General features: G+C 64.5%; 13 protein-coding genes. 7 read left to right on the forward strand and 6 right to left on the reverse strand.

From position 1 onward, the window contains the following. Positions 1 to 5: 5 nt before the first annotated feature. Positions 6 to 1,010, reverse strand: coding sequence for a nitronate monooxygenase family protein (locus tag FHW96_RS16690; protein ID WP_253951025.1), 1,005 nt, complete (start codon positions 1,008 to 1,010; stop codon positions 6 to 8). Between the two features lie 196 nt (positions 1,011 to 1,206). On the opposite strand from FHW96_RS16690, the gene katG reads away from it, so the two are divergent. After that, positions 1,207 to 3,393 carry a catalase/peroxidase HPI gene (katG, locus tag FHW96_RS16695; protein WP_172341713.1) on the forward strand — a complete coding sequence of 729 codons (2,187 nt, stop codon included), beginning with the start codon at positions 1,207 to 1,209 and terminating at the stop codon, positions 3,391 to 3,393. A gap of 206 nt (positions 3,394 to 3,599) precedes the next feature. Beyond that, the gene (locus FHW96_RS16700; protein WP_343059051.1) at positions 3,600 to 4,376 is read left to right on the forward strand and encodes a sulfite exporter TauE/SafE family protein; all 777 of its coding nucleotides are present in this window, start codon (positions 3,600 to 3,602) and stop codon (positions 4,374 to 4,376) included. A 42-nt stretch (positions 4,377 to 4,418) separates the two neighbouring features. On the opposite strand, the gene map is transcribed toward FHW96_RS16700, so the two are convergent. Both map and FHW96_RS16710 read right to left on the reverse strand, forming a co-directional pair. Further along, positions 4,419 to 5,243: a type I methionyl aminopeptidase gene (map, locus tag FHW96_RS16705; protein WP_172341714.1), complete on the reverse strand. Its 825-nt coding sequence runs from the start codon at positions 5,241 to 5,243 to the stop codon at positions 4,419 to 4,421. 60 nt (positions 5,244 to 5,303) lie between these two features. Beyond that, complete coding sequence (locus tag FHW96_RS16710) at positions 5,304 to 6,119, reverse strand: DUF4163 domain-containing protein (RefSeq protein ID WP_253951026.1); 816 nt, start codon at positions 6,117 to 6,119, stop codon at positions 5,304 to 5,306. Between the two features lie 137 nt (positions 6,120 to 6,256). Between FHW96_RS16710 and FHW96_RS16715 the strand changes: the two genes are divergently transcribed. From FHW96_RS16715 to glnA, 5 genes are all read left to right on the forward strand, one after another. After that, on the forward strand, positions 6,257 to 7,675 hold the full coding sequence (locus tag FHW96_RS16715; protein ID WP_172341715.1) for a M17 family metallopeptidase: 1,419 nt from the start codon (positions 6,257 to 6,259) through the stop codon (positions 7,673 to 7,675). An 81-nt stretch (positions 7,676 to 7,756) separates the two neighbouring features. Beyond that, positions 7,757 to 8,089 (forward strand): SH3 domain-containing protein, encoded by a 333-nt coding sequence (locus FHW96_RS16720; protein ID WP_172341716.1) that lies wholly within the window; start codon positions 7,757 to 7,759, stop codon positions 8,087 to 8,089. Further along, positions 8,086 to 9,012 carry an N-acetyl-gamma-glutamyl-phosphate reductase gene (gene argC, locus FHW96_RS16725; RefSeq protein ID WP_172341717.1) on the forward strand — a complete coding sequence of 309 codons (927 nt, stop codon included), beginning with the start codon at positions 8,086 to 8,088 and terminating at the stop codon, positions 9,010 to 9,012. Before FHW96_RS16720 ends, argC begins: the two co-directional genes overlap by 4 nt. Positions 9,013 to 9,352: 340 nt before the next feature. Further along, the gene (locus FHW96_RS16730; protein ID WP_168605132.1) at positions 9,353 to 9,691 is read left to right on the forward strand and encodes a P-II family nitrogen regulator; all 339 of its coding nucleotides are present in this window, start codon (positions 9,353 to 9,355) and stop codon (positions 9,689 to 9,691) included. Between the two features lie 140 nt (positions 9,692 to 9,831). After that, positions 9,832 to 11,241, forward strand: coding sequence for a type I glutamate--ammonia ligase (gene glnA, locus FHW96_RS16735; protein ID WP_172341718.1), 1,410 nt, complete (start codon positions 9,832 to 9,834; stop codon positions 11,239 to 11,241). 332 nt (positions 11,242 to 11,573) lie between these two features. On the opposite strand, the gene FHW96_RS16740 is transcribed toward glnA, so the two are convergent. The 3 genes from FHW96_RS16740 to FHW96_RS16750 are packed head-to-tail and all read right to left on the reverse strand — an operon-like array spanning position 11,574 to position 18,935. Then, complete coding sequence (locus tag FHW96_RS16740) at positions 11,574 to 15,785, reverse strand: translocation/assembly module TamB domain-containing protein (RefSeq protein ID WP_172341719.1); 4,212 nt, start codon at positions 15,783 to 15,785, stop codon at positions 11,574 to 11,576. Next, on the reverse strand, positions 15,785 to 18,097 hold the full coding sequence (locus tag FHW96_RS16745; protein WP_172341720.1) for an autotransporter assembly complex family protein: 2,313 nt from the start codon (positions 18,095 to 18,097) through the stop codon (positions 15,785 to 15,787). Before FHW96_RS16745 ends, FHW96_RS16740 begins: the two co-directional genes overlap by 1 nt. Then, on the reverse strand, positions 18,036 to 18,935 hold the full coding sequence (locus FHW96_RS16750; RefSeq protein ID WP_172341721.1) for an arginyltransferase: 900 nt from the start codon (positions 18,933 to 18,935) through the stop codon (positions 18,036 to 18,038). The genes FHW96_RS16745 and FHW96_RS16750 overlap by 62 nt, the downstream gene beginning before the upstream one ends. Between the last annotated feature and the right edge of the window lie 22 nt (positions 18,936 to 18,957).

The following is an 18,957-nucleotide window of genomic DNA, read 5'->3' on the forward strand; positions in this document are numbered from 1 at the left end:
CCCCCTTAACGCTTGCTAAGCGCCGCTTCGCATTCCGCGATCAGCGCTTCCATGATCTGGGCCACAGGCTCTTCCTTGCTGACCATGCCCACCGATTGCCCGGCCATCAGCGAGCCGTTTTCAACATCGCCATCAATCACCGCGCGGCGCAGCGCCCCTGCCCAGTAGCGCTCGATCAGCAATTGCGCGTCATGCATGTCCACCTCGCCCGCATCCAGCTTGGCGGCCACTTCGCGCTGCTTGGCGGTGAACTCTTCGGTGCCCTTGTTCTTCAGCGCGCGCACCGGGATCACCGGCAGGCGCGGATCGACCTGCACGCTGGCGACAGCTTCGCGCGCGGCGGCGCGGAAGAAGGCCTTTTTGAAATCGGGATGGGCGATGGATTCAGCGGCCGCCGCAAAACGGGTGCCCAATTGCACGCCCGCCGCGCCCATTTCCAGATAGGAGGCAATCGCCTCGCCCCGGCCAATGCCCCCCGCAACGAAAACAAGGTGGTCTTCGGCCAGCGCCGGCAGGAATTCCTGGGCCAGCACAGACGTCGACACCGGCCCGATATGACCGCCCGCCTCGGACCCCTCGATCACCAGCGCATCCGCGCCCGAGCGGAGCAGCTTCTTGGCCAGCGCCAGCGTGGGAGCAAACACCAGCACCTTGGCGCCGAAAGCCTTGATCGCCTCGACGCTGCCCTTGGGCGGAATGCCCCCGGCCAGCACGACATGGGTCACACCATGCTTATGGCACACCTCGATCAGCTCGAACAGCTTGGGGTGCATGGTGATCAGGTTCACGCCGAAAGGCTTGGAGGTCAGCGCCTTGGTCGCCTCGATTTCCGCATCCAGCAGTTCAGGCGTCATCGCGCCGCAGGCAATCACGCCAAACCCGCCCGCATTGCTGATGGCCGACACCAGATTGCGCTCCGAAACCCAGCTCATCGCGCCGCACAGGATCGCATATTCACTGCCCAGAAATGCCTTGCCGCGCGCCATCAGGGTTTCGGTCTTGGTGGGCATGGGCAATTCCTCCTGCATCATGGCGCGGCCTGCGCGAAATCTGATGCGCGCCCTTAAGGCCCCTGCGCGGATCAGGCAAGCGGCCTTGCGCGCGATGATCGGTAAACCCGATCACACTGTCCCGATGAGACAGCTTCACCGGCATATTAACATGGATTAGTCTTCACCCATTCGGCACACCAAAAGGGGATGCACCATGAACGCCCAAAGCCAATGCCCGTTTCACGCAAAAGCCAGCCGCACCGCCGTTGTGGCTGCGCTCACCAATGATATGTGGTGGCCCAACCGACTGAACCTGAAAGTCCTCTCGCAGCACAGCGAAAAGGTCGCGCCCAAGGGCCGGAGCGATTATGCCAAGGCTTTCGCCGCGCTTGACCTGAACGCGGTCAAGGCCGACATCTTTGCTCTGATGACCCGGTCTCAGGATTGGTGGCCCGCCGATTATGGTCATTACGGCCCGCTCTTCATTCGCATGGCCTGGCACAGCGCGGGCACCTATCGCACGTTCGATGGACGCGGCGGCGCCTCGACCGGCAATCAGCGTTTTGCCCCGCTCAACGCATGGCCCGACAATGTGAACCTCGACAAGGCGCGCCTGCTGCTCTGGCCGATCAAGCAGAAATATGGCGAAGCGCTGAGCTGGGGCGATCTGATGATCCTGACCGGCAATTGCGCGCTGGAATCGATGGGCCTGCCCACGGTCGGTTTCGGCGGCGGACGCGAGGACATCTGGGAGCCGGAAGACGATGTCTATTGGGGCCGCGAGGCCAAATGGCTGGATGACGAACGCTATTCGGGGGACCGCGAACTGGAAAGCCCGCTGGCCGCAGTACAGATGGGCCTCATTTATGTGAACCCGGAAGGGCCCAATGGCACGCCCGATCCGCTGGCCTCGGCGCGCGACATCCGCGAGACTTTCGCCCGCATGGCGATGGATGACGTGGAAACCGTGGCGCTGATCGCGGGCGGCCACACTTTCGGCAAGGCGCATGGCGCGGGCGATGCAGCCCTCATCGGCCCCGATCCCGAAGCCGCCGACATTACCGCGCAAGGGTTGGGCTGGATCAGCAGCCATGGCACCGGACGCGGCGTCGACGCCATCACCAGCGGTCTGGAAGGCGCATGGACGCCCAACCCGATCCAATGGGACAATGGCTATTTCGACACGCTTTTCGGCTTCGAATGGGAACTGACCAAGAGCCCGGCGGGCGCGCATCAATGGAAGCCCAAGGGCGATGCGGGCGCAGGCACCGTGCCCGATGCGCATGATCCGGCAAAGCGCCACGCCCCGATCATGTTCACCAGCGATCTCGCGCTCATCACCGATCCGGCCTATCGCGCCATCAGCGAGAATTTCCATCAGAACCCCGACCAACTGGCCAAGGCCTTTGCCGAGGCGTGGTTCAAGCTGACCCACCGCGACATGGGGCCGATCGTGCGCTACGTTGGCGCAGAGGTTCCGGCCGAGCCGCGCATCTGGATGGACCCGGTGCCGACGGTCGATCACCCGCTGGTGGACGCGGGCGATGTGGCGGCGCTGAAAATCGCGATCCTGGGTTCGGACCTGTCCATCGGGCGGCTGGTGGCCACGGCGTGGGCCTCGGCCAGCACCTATCGCGGATCGGACCGGCGCGGCGGAGCCAATGGCGCGCGCATCGCCTTGGCGCCCCAGCGCGACTGGGCGGTGAACGATCCGGCCGAACTGGCCAAGGCGCTGACGGTTTACGGCGCGATCAAGGCGGACTTTGACGCAGCCCATGCACCCAAGAAGGTCAGCCTTGCCGACCTCATCGTGATGGGCGGCGATGCTGCCGTCGAGGCGGCGGCCAAGGCGGCAGGCGTTGCGCTCTCGATCCCCTTCCACCCGGGCCGCACCGACGCCACGGCCGAACAGACCGATGCCGAGAGCTTTGCCGTGCTGGAACCGAAGGTCGATGGTTTCCGCAATTTCCGCTCGGGCGAACTGGCGCGTTCCGAGGAGGAATTGCTGGTGGACCGCGCGCAGTTGCTCGGCCTGACCGCGCCGGAAATGACCGTGCTGGTGGGCGGATTGCGCGTGCTGGAGGCAAATAGCGCGGGTTCGAAGCTGGGTGTGTTTACGGATCGCCCCGGCGTGCTGACCAATGACTTCTTCCGCAACCTGCTGGGCGCGACCACGGCGCTGGTGTGGAAGCAGAATGAGGATGGCAGCTTCACCGGCCATGATCGCGTCACCGGAGAGGCTGCTCTGCATGGCAGCCGCACCGACCTGATCTTCGGCTCGAACGCGCAATTGCGGGCTATCGCCGAATATTACGCCACCGATGATGCGATGGAGCGATTCGTTGCCGATTTCGCGAAAACATGGACCAAAGTGATGGAAGCCGACCGCTTCGATCTCTGATAAATTCACAATTAAGGGGCCGGTTCCATCCCCTCACCTCCGGCCCCCACGGCCCCTCTTTCGGTAAGCCCGGAAGAGGGGTTTTCCTTGGAAATCACAATCTCCACCACTTCGATAGAATTTCTTTGCTGCAAGACCTGCGCTAATCTGGTTTCCATATAGCCCAGCGCCAAACCGGGCGCCTTTCAGACAGAAGAGAGCCTTTCGTGTCCCTCAGCCTCGCCTCTTTCAGCCTTGAAGCGCTTCTGCCCTACATCGGCATCGGTTTTGCCGCGCAACTGGTCGATGGCGCGCTGGGCATGGCCTTTGGCGTGATCTCCTCCACGCTGCTGGTCAGCGCGATGGGCGTGCCGCCCGCGCGGGCCAGCGCGGGGGTGCATCTGGTCGAGTTCTTCACCACCGGCGCCTCGGGGCTCAGCCATATCCTGCATCGCAATGTGGACTGGAAACTGTTCGGGCGGCTTGCCGTGCCCGGCGTGATCGGCGGGGTGGCGGGGGCGACGGTATTGTCCCATGTCGATGCCTCGGTGGCTCGGCCTTTGGTGATGGCTTATCTGGCCGCCATCGGGCTTTACCTGTTCTACAAGGCCTTTCACTACCCTTCGGAAAAGCTGCATGACGAGGCGCGCATCACCATGCCGCTGGGCCTCGTGGGCGGTTTTCTCGATGCGTCGGGCGGGGGCGGCTGGGGGCCGGTGGTGACGTCGAACCTGCTGTTGCAAGGCACCGATCCGCGCAAGACCGTGGGCACGGTCAACACCGCCGAATTTGTGCTGACCTTCGCAGTGTCGGCAACTTTCATCTACAATTCGGGCTTTTCGGCCTTCACCACGGTCACCAGCGGGTTGCTGGTGGGCGGCCTGCTGGCCGCGCCCTTTGGCGCCTGGTTTGCCAAGCGCATCGCGCCCAAACATCTGCTCATCATGGTCAGCATCGTGCTGATGGCGACCAGTTCCTTTGCGATTTACAAGGCGCTGGCGTAAAAAAGAGGCGGCGCCATTTGGCACCGCCCCTTGTTAAACCGCTCAATAAGGCGGCTTGTGCAAACCCTTGGGGCTGAGGGTAAAGATTTCGCAGCCATCCTCGGTGATGCCGATCGAATGCTCGAACTGCGCCGAGAGCGAGCGGTCGCGCGTCACCGCCGTCCAGCCATCGTCGAGCATCTTGACCCCGGCCTTGCCCAGATTGATCATCGGCTCGATAGTGAAAAACATGCCCGGCTTCAGCTCCGGCCCGGTGCCCGGCGTGCCGACATGCACCACCTCGGGCGAATCATGGAACAGGCGGCCCACGCCATGGCCGCAGAAATCGCGCACCACGCCGTAACGATGCGCCTCGGCATGGCGCTGGATCGCATGGCCAATGTCGCCAAGGCGCACGCCCGGACGCGCCATTTCCACGCCGATCATCAGACATTCATAGGTCACATCGACCAGACGCCGCGCCTTTAACGGCACATCGCCCACCAGATACATCCGGCTGGAATCGCCATGCCAGCCGTCGAGCAGCGGGGTCACGTCAATATTGACGATATCGCCGTCCTTCAACACCTTGTCGCCGGGGATGCCGTGGCAGATCACATGGTTGATCGAGGTGCAGCAGCTATGCGCAAAACCGCGATAGCCCAGCGTAGCGGGAACCGCGCCGCCATCCAGCGTCATCTGGCGTACGATGTCGTCGATTTCGCCCGTCGTCACCCCCGGCTTGACCACATCGGTCAGCGCGTCGAGGATCTCGGCGGCCAGACGACCGGCGCGGCGCATCCCTTCAAAACCGGCGGGGCCATGCAGCTTGATCGTGCCGTCGCGCAGCACGGTGTCGCCATCAGCGACGATCTGATATTGTGTCATGGGTCCCATATAGCAAAGCGCGCGAAAAATGACAGAGGTGCACTTATTTTGGGGCCGTGCTTATTTGCCTGCCGCAAACACCGCGCGATATTCCGGGCGCACCGCCGCCATCACCCGCGCATCCACCGGCAATGTGATCTCATAATCCCCTTCGGCATAGGCGCCGGCCTCATAGGGGCCGACCAGAATGCCGATGCGGTTGAAATGCGCGCGGTCGCTGCTGCCCAGAATGACGGTCGAGGCGGCCGGGTCGATACAATTGTTGGGCCATTCGTTCGAACGCACCACCGGTTCGCCACGCCGCTTGGCCCGCTCTTTGTCCAGCGCGGCGCAAAACGGCTCGCGGATTGCCGCCGATAGCGCCGCCTTGTCGATGAACAGATCCTCGGCCTTGCGCTGCTGCTCCGCACCTTTATCCCAGAGCAGCGCGGCATAGCCATGGTTGGGATGGGCTCCGCCCGAATCTTCATAAAGCGTTGCCGAAAGGCTGAGCCAGCCGGGCAGATCGGTGACCACTTTCCAGTCCACGCCATTGGCCCATGGGCGGAAGGGGAAATTGTCGTTCTTGGCCTCCTTGGCCGCCGCCCGCGCCTCCTTGGCCAGCCGCGATTGCTGCTTGCCCATGTCCGCCTCCAGCCAGCTTTTCAGGCCGGGGATGCCCGCCGCCGTGGCAGGATAGCTATAGTCGAATTCGAAGAAGTCATTGGCGATCTTGACCTTGCGCGCCTCGCCGGGCGTAGGCGCCGGGGCGGCGGCATGGGTGGGAGTGGCGTTGATGGCCGCGCTGGGGACCGCACTGGCGCTTTGCGAGGGCGCATCGCCCGCCCCGCCGCAGGCCGACAAAAACAGGGGCGAGGACAGGACCATGCCTGCCATCAAGATTACCCGTGCCTTCATCATATCTGCCAACTCCAAATGTCATTCACGGCCGAGGATAAAGCCCCCTCGCCCCCATGCAAGCTGGATGATTATCTGGATTGAAGCCGCCCCCCGCTTGGGGCCATAAGGGGGGTATGTCCAAGACCCACAGCACCGCCGTCGAACCTTCCCTGCCCGATCTGGTCCAGCCCGACCGCCAGCAGGCCGCAACGCCCATCCATCTGGTGGACAAGGCTTCTTACGAGGAATGGCTCAAAGCCCGCACGGCCGCGCAGCGCGCCGCTCTGGCCGGACAAAAGTTCAAGGGCGAGGCGGGCGGCCATGCGATCATCCCCGATGGCGATGGCTTTGCCGTGGCGGCGGGCGTGGCCAAGGTCGAGGTGCTGGGAAGCTGGTGCCTTGGCAAGCTGGGCGATGTTCTGCCGGGCGGGCTCTATCGCCTCGTACCTTTCGGCAAATGCCGCGCGGGGGCCGCTTTCATCGGCTGGGCATTGGGGCAATATCGCTATGACCGCTATCGTCAGGACGGCAACAGCGAGGCACCGCGCATCCTGCTGACCGGCGAGGTCAAGGCGATTGCGCCCGCTATGGCTGAGGCAGGGGCGGTGGCGTTGGTGCGCGATCTGGTCAACACGCCCGCCGAGCATCTGGGGCCTGCCGAATTGGAGCATGAGGCCGAATTGATCGCCAAGGCCCATCGCGCCACGATCCGCGTCACGCGCGGCGAGGCGCTGGAGCATGATTTTCCGATGGTCCACATGGTGGGCCGCGCCGCTGCACGATCCCACGCCCCGCGCATGATCGAGATCGAATGGGGCGATGAAAAGGCCCCTCGACTGGCCATTGTCGGCAAGGGCGTGTGTTTCGATTCGGGCGGGCTGGATATCAAGCCGTCCAGCGCGATGCTGATCATGAAGAAGGATATGGGCGGGGCGGCTCATGCCCTCGCGCTGGCGCGGCTGGTGATGGAGAGCGGGCTGAAGGTGCGTCTGCATCTGCTGATCCCGGCGGTGGAGAATGCGGTGTCGGGCGGGTCTTTCCGCCCCGGCGACGTACTGCGCAGCAGGGCGGGCATCTCGGTGGAGATCGGCAATACCGATGCCGAAGGTCGCCTGATCCTTGGCGACGCTCTGACGCGGGCCAGCGAGGGCAAGCCCGATCTGATCCTCGATTTCGCCACGCTGACGGGCGCGGCGCGGGTGGCGCTGGGGCCGGATCTGCCCGCGATGTTTGCAAGGGCCGACGATACGGCGCAGGCTTTGCTGGACGCCGGACTGGCGCAGGACGATCCGGTCTGGCGACTGCCCTTGTACGACGGCTATCGCGAATGGCTCAAATCCGACATTGCCGACATGAACAACGCCCCTGCCGGCGGCTTTGCCGGGGCCAGCGTGGCCGCGCTCTTCCTCGACCGCTTTGTGGGCGATGGCATCGACTGGGCGCATTTCGACACGTTTGCATGGCGCCCCACCGCCAAGCCGGGACGCCCCAAGGGCGGCGATGCGCTGGGCCTGCGCGCGGCGTGGGCGATGGTGCGGGCGCGGTTTGGGTGAATTTTCCCCCAAAACTTGCGAAAACCGCGCCTTCCGGCTAAGCGCGCGCCTTTCCGTTCCGGGGGGCAGGCGAGTTTGTCTATGTTTGAAAATCAGGTTCCGGCTTTGGGCGCTTCTTTCGCGTTGAGCGGCCCTGCGGCCAAACCCGATCCGGCCCATGTCCCGGTGCGCGGCGATGTTGCGCATATTCGCTTGGCCGGACAGGTGTTTGTGCCCCATTATGTGGTGCCCATGCCACATCGCGCCATGGGCGAAACCAAGGTTTTGCGCGCTCCGGGGGGCGAGGCCATCGCCAGCCTGAACGCGGGCGCGCAATTTGATGTGCTCGATCTGGCGGGCGGCCATGCCTGGGGCGAGATTCCCGGCGGCATGGTCGGCTATATCGCCGCCGATCAACTGGAGAAACTGGCATGAGCCTGAGCGTGTTCATCGATGGTGCCGCAGGCACCACGGGTCTGGAAATCGCCGACCGGCTGGGCGGTCGGTCGGAATTCGACCTGATCATTCTGGATGACACGCGCCGCAAGGACAGTGCCGCCCGCAAGGAAGCGCTGCACGCCGCCGATTTCGCGATCCTGTGCCTGCATGATGATGCCGCGCGCGAAGCGGTCGAGATGGCGCAAGGGTCCAAGGTGCGCATCATCGACGCCAGCACCGCCCATCGCGTAGCGCCGGGCTGGACCTATGGCTTTCCCGAAATCGTCGGACGCGAAGCAGTGGCGGGCGCGGACCGGATCGCCAATCCGGGCTGCTATCCCACCGGCTTTATCGCACTGGTCGCGCCGCTGGTGCGCGCCGGACTGCTGCCTGCCGACTGGCCCTATACGGTCAATGCCGTGTCGGGCTATTCGGGCGGCGGCAAGGCTCTGATCGAGCGGTTTGAAGAAGACCGCGACATCGCTTTTCGCGCCTATGGTCTGGGCATGGGGCATAAGCATGTACCCGAAATGACGCGCTATGCCGGGCTGGCCCATGCGCCGGTCTTTGCCCCCAGCGTGATTCCGGCCCATCGCGGTATGTGGGTCGAGGTGCCGCTGCCGCTGGCCGCGATCTCCGGCGCGGCTTCGGTCGATGCGCTGCGCGAAGGGCTGGCCGCGTTTTATGCCGATGGCGCGATCGTGCGCGTGGCCGAGGCGGGAGTGCCCGCCGAAATGCTGCTGCGCGCCTCGATGGCGCCTTCCGATGCGCTCACGCTCCACGTATTCGGCAGCGAGGATGGTACGCAGGCACGCCTCGTCGCCGTGCTCGACAATCTGGGCAAAGGCGCAAGCGGGGCGGCGGTGCAGAGCCTCAACTTGATGGCGGGCCTGCCCGAGACGGCGGGGCTTGCGCTCTGATCTCATTTGGGGGCTCTTTCCGGCGCGAAAGAGCCCCTTGGGCGTTCATGCTCAAAATGTAGGCAGCACTGCCTAAAAAATGATCGCGAAATTGGCAGTTTGAGTCATTATCCTGCCCGCGCACCCCCGGTTTTCCGGAAAATCTTTCGCACAAAGCCGCATTTCAGAGGTTTTCCTCAGGCTTCCTTTGTCCTATCCCTTCCCAATCGACTCTGGCACGAATCTTGTTAGATCCTTACCAGCGTCAACCGTATCAGGTCCGGCCCTCGCGGTCCGGATGCTGGCGTAAGTGCGCACTGCGGTGGTCACTCTGGCCCCGCCAATGAGGGATGGTGCAGGCGTGAAAAAGATCGAGGCGATCATCAAGCCGTTTAAGCTGGATGAGGTGAAGGAAGCGCTGCACGAAGTGGGCGTGTCCGGTATCACCGTAACCGAGGCCAAGGGTTTTGGCCGCCAGAAGGGTCACACCGAACTGTATCGCGGCGCAGAATATGTCGTCGATTTCCTGCCCAAGGTAAAGCTTGAGGTGGTTGTGGCCGACGATCTGGCTGCGCGCGTGGTCGAAGCCATCGCAGGCGCTGCCCAGACCGGCCGCATTGGCGACGGCAAGATCTTCGTGATCCCCGTCGACAACGCCCTGCGTATCCGCACCGGCGAACGCGACAACGACGCGGTCTGATCCCTTGCCCGTCCCTGCCCCGTCAGGGATCGGGCGCAGGGCACAGGCATTGAGGGCGGGCCGCCTTACGACCTGAATTTGAAATCTTTGCCGGAGGTTCGAACCTGTCGACCCCGGCCATAATGCGGAGAACTATCGGAATGGCAACTGCAGCAGACATCCTTGCGCGGATCAAGGATGAGGAAATCGAGTGGGTCGACCTGCGCTTCACCGACCCCAAGGGCAAGTGGCAGCACCTCACCATGGTCGCCTCGGTCCTGGGTGAAAGCGAACTGGAAGACGGCCTGATGTTCGACGGTTCGTCGATCGAAGGCTGGAAGGCCATCAACGAGTCGGACATGATCCTCAAGCCCGACCTCGACGCTGTCTATGTCGATCCGTTCTCGGCCACCCCGATGCTGATCCTGGTCTGCGACATCGTTGAGCCCTCGACCGGCGAACTCTATGCCCGCGATCCCCGCTCGACCGCCAAGCGCGCCGAAGGTTTCGTGCAGTCGACCGGCCTTGGCGACACCGTCTATGTCGGCCCCGAAGCCGAATTCTTCGTGTTTGACGACGTGAAGTTCTACGACGGCTACAATGGCAACGGCTTCTCGATCGACGACATCGAACTGCCGACCAACTCGAACAAGTCGTATGAAGGCGGCAACCTCGCTCACCGTCCGCGCGCCAAGGGCGGCTATTTCCCCGTGGCTCCCGTCGACAGCCTGGTCGACATCCGCGGCGAAATGGTTTCGACCATGCTCGACATGGGCCTGCCCTGCGACAAGCACCACCACGAAGTGGCCTCGGCGCAGCACGAACTGGGCCTGACCTTCGGTACGCTGGTGACCACCGCCGACCGCATGCAGGTTTACAAGTATGTCGTGCATCAGGTCGCCAATGCCTATGGCAAGACCGCCACGTTCATGCCCAAGCCTATCATGAAGGACAACGGCAGCGGCATGCACACCCACATCTCGATCTGGGATAAGGGTGCGAACACGTTCGCCGGCAACGGCTACGCCGGTCTGTCGGACACCTGCCTGTACTTCATCGGCGGCGTCATCAAGCACGCCAAGTCGCTGAACGCCTTCACCAACCCGACCACCAACAGCTACAAGCGTCTGGTGCCGGGCTATGAAGCCCCCGTTCTGCTGGCTTACTCGGCCCGTAACCGTTCGGCCTCGTGCCGCATCCCCTACGGCGCCGGTACCAAGGCAAAGCGCGTGGAATTCCGCTTCCCCGACGCGATGGCCAACCCCTACCTGTGCTATGCCGCTCTGCTGATGGCTGGTCTTGACGGTATCAAGAACAAGATCCACCCCGGCGAAGCCATGGACAAGAACCTGTACGATCTGCCGCCCGAAGAGCTGGCCGAAGTCCCCACCGTCTGCGGTTCGCTGCGCGAAGCTCTGGACTCGCTGGCTGCTGACTACGACTACCTCCTCGAAGGCGGCGTGTTCACCAAGGACCAGATCGACTCCTACCTCGAACTCAAGTGGCCCGAAGTGCTGCGCTGGGAAACCACGCCGTCGGCCGTCGAGTTCGACATGTACTACAGCGCCTGATTTTCTTCAGGACTGCTGCAAGGCACAAGAAGGGCGTCCGGGAAACCGGGCGCCTTTTTTGTTGAGGTTTCAGGTTTAGGTTTTGCCTCCGGCGGGCAAAGGGACTCGTCCCTTTGCAATCCCATGAATGGGGGTGGTGTGAGGTTCTATAAGTGGTCGTTGGAGGGATGAAAGCCTGCGGCGCGGAGAGGCCGGTCTATCAGCGCCGCAGGCTTTAACATCCGAACACTGCGCCAAACACAAAAGGCCGAACCCAAAGCGCGACACCAAAAAAGGGATTGCAAAGGGCCCCCGCCCTTTGCCCGCCGGAGGCCCCTTAACCTCCCCAAAAATCAATAATCCTTCGAAACCTTCGCGTTCACACTCTGCCGTCCCGTACTCGCCACCGTCCCCAGCAACGCCAGCCAGCTTGTCAGACGAAACTCGACATTGGTGGCCGAATAGCCGCGCCCGTCGGTGACGATCTCGGCATAGATATGCCGCCCCAGATATTTGCCCACGGCCACGCCCGTCTGCCGCCCGATGGTGGCATCGGCAGACACAAACCGCAGCCGGTCCAGCCCAATGACGCTGCGCAGCTTGTTGATCGGGTCCAGCCCGCCCCCGCCATGCAGCGCGGCCAGCGCCGCCCCTAGTTGCAGCGCCTCGGGCGCCGAAATCTGCGTGATCGAATCGCCGAACAGGATGCGCGAAAGCAATTCCTCCTCCGGCAAAGCAGGCACCGAGGAAAAGGCGATTTCCGGCCGCAAAGAGGTGCCCCGCACCGTCACCGTCGCGGTCAGATTGTTGACCGTGGCGGTCGCGGCCATATCCAGCCTCGGGTCCACCGGGGTCGATCCGTCAAAGCTGATCCGTCCGCGCGTCAGGTCGAAATGTTTGCTGGCAAAGTCATAACTGCCCTCGACCAGCGTGGCCGCCCCATTGATGGAGGGTTCCTGCAAGGCCCCGCGCAATTTCAGATCGGCATTCCACAAACTGTTCAGGCCCAGCCCGGACAGGCGAATATTCCCACCTGAGGCGTCCACCATCAACCGCCATGGCATGTTGCGCTCGGTGGCCGGGGCAATATCGGCCCGCCGGTTGATCTCGCGCGTGGGCAGATTGGGCAGATCGGCCGCCGAACTGGCCTGTCCCAGTCGCCAGCGCGCCGCATCGATGTTCAGCCGCCCCGCGATTGTGCCCGTCATACCGTCGGAAATGATGCGGATCGGCCCGGTCGCGCTCAACGCCATATCGGGCCGCGAAATCAGTTGCGCCCGCCGCGCGGCCAGCGCCACGTCGATGGACGGCCCGCGTCCCGGCCCCATCTGAGCGAAATCGACCCGCCCGCTGCCCGTCACCAGCCCGCCGCCCGGCGCCACGCCCGACAGGGTGCCAAGGCTGAGCGCCGAGCCGTCGAAATCGCCTTTGACATCGACATTGGTAATATCGGTGCCCGAGGCCGCGCTCTGCAACCGCATCCCCTTGCCCGCCAGCGATCCTCGGATACTGGGATCATCAAGCGTCCCGCTCATATCCGCCGCGATCTCCACCGGGCCGGACAGGTCAAACGCATCCAGCGCCATCAAGCGCCACAAGGCGTCCGCAGGCCCGGCATAGCGCATCTGCGCCGCCAAACGTCCCGCGCCCAGCCTTTCGCTGACCCCGCCCGTATCGGACAACTGGTCGATCCGCGCCTGCAAACGCCCGCGTGCCGCGCCGCCCTCGCTGGCCACCGCACGAAGATCGAGCGCCCGCGCGCCCAGCCGTGTCACCACCGCCACATCGACCGGCCGCGAGGTCAGCATCAGCCCCGAACGCGTCAACCCCTTGACGATCACCCGCGCCTCGCCCTCGGGCAAGGCCTCGCGCCGCTGCACATAGGTCAACTTGCCCGACACTTTGCCGCCAAGGCCAATATCAGGCACCACAACATCGGCCAGCGACAGCGGCATCGACACCAGCCCAAGGTCCAGCTCGGTCGAACCATTGCCGATCAGCCCCTGCGCCACCACGCGCCCGCCGCCAAAGTCGATCTGGCTGGGCGCCAGACGCCACACGCCCGGCGCGCCATCGCGGCTTTCCACAGTGAATGTCGCACGGCGCGGCATGGCGATCTTCTGCCCGGCAAAGCTGCCTCCGGCCAGCAGCGAGACCCTGCCCGGCGCGATATCGCTGCTCACCTGAAGGTCGAACCGGCTGCCCTTGCGCCCGCCCATCGTGGCGTTGATCGTGCCATTGCCGTCGTTAAGCCGCGCGGCCAGCCCCAGCCGCCCGATGAACAGCTTGCCCTTGCCGATGCCCTGGGCAAACAGATCCGCCGACAAGGTCGTATGCTGCTTGAGCAACTGGCCGCTGACCTTGAGCCGCCCGGCAGCGATGGTCAGCGGGCGGTCGCCCTCGAAATGAGCATTGCGCGCCTCAACGGCGGCATCCACGCTCTGTCCGCCTCCGCGCGGGGCCAGAGCGATCAGCCCCGACACCCCGCCGCCCGACACCGCCAGATGCCCGTCCGCCCCATCGTCATCAAGCATCACCGAGCCGGTGACATGCGTGCTGGACAGCAGGAAATCGCGCAATTCCAGCCTTGACCGCCCTTCACCCTTGGGGATGATCAACCCGGCCGTCCCGACAAAGGGGCCAACGTTCGAATTGCCCCGCGCCTCAATCCGCAAGGCTTCGGCCTCGGGCGTCAGCACCACCAGCACGTCCTTGACGCCCAGTGTGGGCAGCGGGTCCTGCAACCGGACCTGACCGCGCGGGCCGTCCTCGCCTATGCTCAGTTCACCGGCAAAGCTGCCATAGCGCTCCTGCTGTCCCCGCGCATTCAGCGCGATTCGGCCATCGCCGTCGCGCCCGCCTTCCAGCACCATCTGCAAAGACGGCGCATCAATTCGTCCGCGGGTAACGGCCAGATGATTACCCTGCGCAACATCGACATGCCCGGCAAAGCGCAAGGCCCCGCCCGCCAGATTTTCCAGCGTATGGCTGCTCAATTGCGGGATCGCGCCCGTCACATCGGCATTCACGCGCCATGGCGCACCGCGTGCGCCGCTGACCCGCACCTGCCCCTGCGCATCGGCGGCCCCCACCGAGAGCGGCCAGCCATGCAGCCCGGCCTTGCCCTGCACCACCCAATCGCCCCGCGCCAGATCGATGTTCAGGCTGGCCCGAGCGCTGCCATGGGGGATCGCCAGCGCCACATCGGGGCTGCTGAGGCGCATACCGTCGAGCGCCAGCGTGCCCGCCGCGCGCACATGGTGCAATTCGGGGTCGAAAGCGCCGTCCTGCGTGCGGATCTGCGCGGCGGTCAATTGCACCGGCAACACCCAGCGCGCACCTTCCCGGCGCAACGTGCCATCGGCCGTCATGCCCTCAAACACCGTCTTCTGGCTGCGCCAGCGGACGGTCTGGGCGACGATATGCGCGCGCGGGGCGGCAAAGGCGCCATTCATCAACACCTGCGCCGTCAGCCCGGCGAATTCGTCATCCTTGCCCAATGGGAGGCTCGGCCCGCCCTTGAGATGGAGCGCCCAATCGACAAAACTCTGCTGTTTCAGATCCAGCACGCCCTTACCCTGCGCGCTGATATTGGCCGCGCGGGCCGACAGATCGCCGGTAAAGCGCCGATCCGCCACCACACCCTTGCCCGCCAACGTGACCACCCCGCCGCCCAGCGTATGGCGCAGACCCTCGGGCAGCACCGGATCGCTCCACAATTTGCCGTCGAAACGGACCGCGCCGTCGCTATTGGCGAAATCCACCGCAACGGCATTATGCCCGTCCTGCCGCGCCTTGACCCAGCCTGACCAGACCTTCCAACTGCCCTTGCCCTGCGCCCGGACCTCGCGCGCGGCGCGGCTGCGGGTCAGCGCGGCCAGCAGGCCATTCTTGGGGGCGTTATAGTCGAGCGAAAGGTTGAACCGGTCACCCGCCTTATGCGCGTCCAGCACCAGCGAGAGCCGATCCTCGCCCCCCAGTCGCCCGTCCAGCCGGATCGCGGCAAGGCCCTTGGCCACGCGCAGGCTGCCCTGCGCATCAATCCGCCGCTCGGCCCCCAGCACCGACTTGGCGATCACCAGCTTTTCCAGCGCCACCCGGTCGAGCCGCACATCGAAATCGGGCCATAATTTGGCGTCCGCCGCGCTGGCGCGAAATTCGGGCACGCGCTGCAACGTGGCGCGGCGCAGCACCACCTCGCGAATATCCAGCCCCGAGGAGAACCAGTTGATCGGGCGCCAGTCGAACACGCCCTCGCCCGCGCGCAGGAAAATGCCGCGCGTATCGCGCAGCACAATGCCCGACAGCCGCGCCCGGCCATAAATCGACCCTTCGATCCGCCCGATCGAGACGCGCAGCCCATTGTCCAGTTCATTGGCCGCGATCACATCGGCAATCAACCGATGCCCGACCGGCGTATCCAGCCCCACCAGCAACGCCGCCGCCGCGCCCACAATCCCCAGCGGCAAGCCCAGCGCATATTTACGCCAACCCAGCCCGCCACGCGCGCGGGGCGCGTCTTGCTTTGGCTGTTCCTGATCCTGAATGTCCGCCCCCTGCGTCATCAGAATGCCTGCCCCAACGCGACATAGACGCCGATCCGACTGTCCCCCGCCCTTGGATTGAGCGGGGTGCCCACGTCAATACGGATCGGACCAAAGCCGGTGCGATAGCGGATGCCCAGACCCGCGCCATAGCGCCAGTCGTTGAATTTGGGCACCGTGCCGGCCTCGACACCGCCCGCATCGAGGAAGGGAACCAGTTGCAGCGCGCCGCCAAAGAAGCGCGTGTTCAACCGCGCCTCGATCGAGAATTCATAGAGCGAGCGGCCACCCTTGGGTTCGCCCAGAGCGTTGCGCGGGCCGACAAGATTATAGCCAAAGCCCCGGATCGAGGCCCCGCCGCCCGCATAAAAGCGCCGCGAGGGCGCGACATAATCAATATCGGTCCCCGGCATCGTGCCCAGCCGAACCCTTGTGGCCAGCACCACCTTGTCCAGCGAGCGGTAGAAGCTGGCGTCCGCCTGAATGCGGGCATAGCGCGACTGCGTCTCGCGCGCCCAACTCTGTTCCGGCGAAATCCGCAGCGAGGCGCGATGCCCCTTTGTCGGGTCGAGCAGATTGTCCGTGCTGTCGATCCCCGCACGCAGCGGCAGCGCGGTGGTGATATACAGGATGCGCCCGGTGGTCACGCCGCTCGGCACCCCCTCGCGCTCCTCCGAGGCCTCGACCTCCAGCCCCATCGACCATGTCCAAGGCTTTTGAAACAACAGATTGGTCAACCGTTCATAGCTGGTGGCAAAGGCCACCTTGCGCGCGGCATAGGAGGTCAGCGTGGTGTTGGTGGCATAGAGGTCAACCGTCAATTGCCGGTCGCGGCCCAGGAAATTGGCACGGCGGAACGTGGCCCCGGCCAATTGCTCATTCGTGCCCACCACCCCGCGCAGTTTCAGCGAGCCTTCGGGCGGGAACAGATTGCGGTTTTCCCAGCTTGCCCCAACCCGCGCGCCCTGCCCGGTGTCATAGCCCACTTCGCCTGCGACCGTGCGCACCGGCGCCTTGCTCATCGCCACGTCCAGCGCCACCACGCCGGGCTGGCCATCCTTGGGCGGGGTGGTTTCGCGCGGGGTGACATTGACCCCCGCGACAAGACCCGTGGCCAGCACCGCGCGGCGCAGGTCTTCAACGTCCTTCTGGTTCCACACCTGCCCCGGCTTGAAGCGGGCAATATCGCCCAGATGATTGGGCGACATCACGCGGGGCAGAGCCGATGTGATCGCCCCGTAACGATATTGCCCGCCCGGTTGGACCGCCACATCAACATCGCCCTCATCGCTGGCATGGTCGATGGTCAGCGAGGCGGCAGGCACCTTGGCAAAGGGATAGCCAGCCTCGCCCAGCAACTTGGCCAGATCGGTCGTGCGCGCGTTGATCGTGTCCTGATCGAGCGGATCGCCGGTCTTGATCGCCAAAGCGGCGCGCAATTTGTCGAAATCCTTGCCGGTTTCATCCAGCCGCCCGGTGGTGACCACGCCAATATGAAAGCGCGCGCCCGGGTCCATATCAAAGCGCACCCCGCTGGGCGGAGCGCTGTTGCCATCCGCTCCCGGCTCGGACCCGATCAGCGATTGCGTCACCTCGCCATCGTAATAGCCATAGACCTTGAACAGCTTTTCCAGCAGCTTGCGGTCGCTGCTGCCGCGCACCACCAATTGGGCCAGCGCATCGGCATCATGCGGCCCCAGACCTTGGAGCGCGGACAGGTCGCGGAAGCGGCGCTCGAACGCTTCGCGCTCCGGCATGGCGGCCGAATCAGCGGGCCAGACCAGCCGCGCCCGCCCCGAAGCCAGTATAGTCTCGCGCTCCTGCGCCTTGGCGCCCTCCGCCCCCGGATTGCGCGCGGCCGTGCGTGTGGCGCCCGGCGGGGGCACGCGCTCCATCGCGGCGGCCAGCGTTTCGCCATCCTCCTGCGCGGCCAAAGCGGGGGGGATCGGGATCGTCGCCTCTTCCTTGCCCGGTTCGGGCCAGGGCAGGTCTAGCCCGGCGATTTCATTCATCGGCGAATCGGGAATCAGCACACTCAGATCGGCCAAAGGCGCGGCGGTCGAGGCGGCAGGCGCGGCAGAGGCAGCCGGTTTCGCCGCCTGCTTTTTCGCCGCCTGTGTCTTGGCCCAGCCTTCCGGGTCGCCGAGCGCAGAATCTGGGATCAGTGCGCGCAGGTCATCGTCGGTCTGGCGCTGCTGCGCGGCCAGAGGCGCACCCGCCAGAGCGCCTGTCAACGCCAGCGCCAGCGCGGCTCCATTCAGCCATTCGGCTTTAGAAGCGGTTGCCGCGGCCCCATAAATCCTGCGGATCGCGCTCGATGAATTTGCCCGCATCGGCCCCGGATGAATCGCGCAATCCAGCGCCGGTCGGTTCGGCAACAGCGCCCCGTTCGGCCCCGCCACGCCCGGCAGTGTTGCGGATAAGGGCGTCCTGCTCTTCATCGGACAGGCGCATCCATCCTTCGCGCCCGAGCTTTTCCAACGGGCGATAGCGGACTTTATACTGCATCCGCTCGGACCCATCGACCCAATAGCCGAGATACACGTAGGGCATGCCCTCGCCGGCCGCCCTGCGGATGTGATCAAGGATGATATAATTGCCAAGCCCGGTCCGTGTCGCATGTTCTGGGTCATAGAACGAATAGATCATCGACAACCCATCGCCCTGCCGATCCGTCAGACAGGCCCCCACAAGACGGCCCGGCTGAGAACCGGTCGAGGGCTCCCTATATTCGATCACATAGCTGGTGACCGGTGTATGTTCCACCATATCCGCATAATCCACCTCGTCCATTGTGGCCATGCCCCCGCCGGGGTGGCGTGCGGCAAGATAGCGCTGGAGCAAGGCGAACTGTTCGGCGGTGGACCATGGATGGCAAACCGAGGCCACCAGATCGCTGTTGCGCTTAAGATTCTTCTTCTGCGCCGAATTGGGCACGAATTCGCCCGTGACCACGCGCACCGAAACGCAGGCGGCGCAATCCACGCAAGAGGGGCGATAGGCCACCGTCTGGCTGCGGCGGAAACCGATCCGGCCCAGCGCATCGTTCAGAGCATCGGCATGGGGGCCTTTGAGTTCGGTGAACACCTTGCGTTCGGTTCGGCCCGCCAGATAGGGGCAAGGCGCGGGCGCCGTTACGAAAAACCGAGGAAAGCGAACGGGAGCGGTCACTGTTTTTGCGATCCTTAAAGCT

The organism is Novosphingobium sp. SG751A (genome assembly GCF_013149295.1).
GTDB lineage: Bacteria > Pseudomonadota > Alphaproteobacteria > Sphingomonadales > Sphingomonadaceae > Novosphingobium.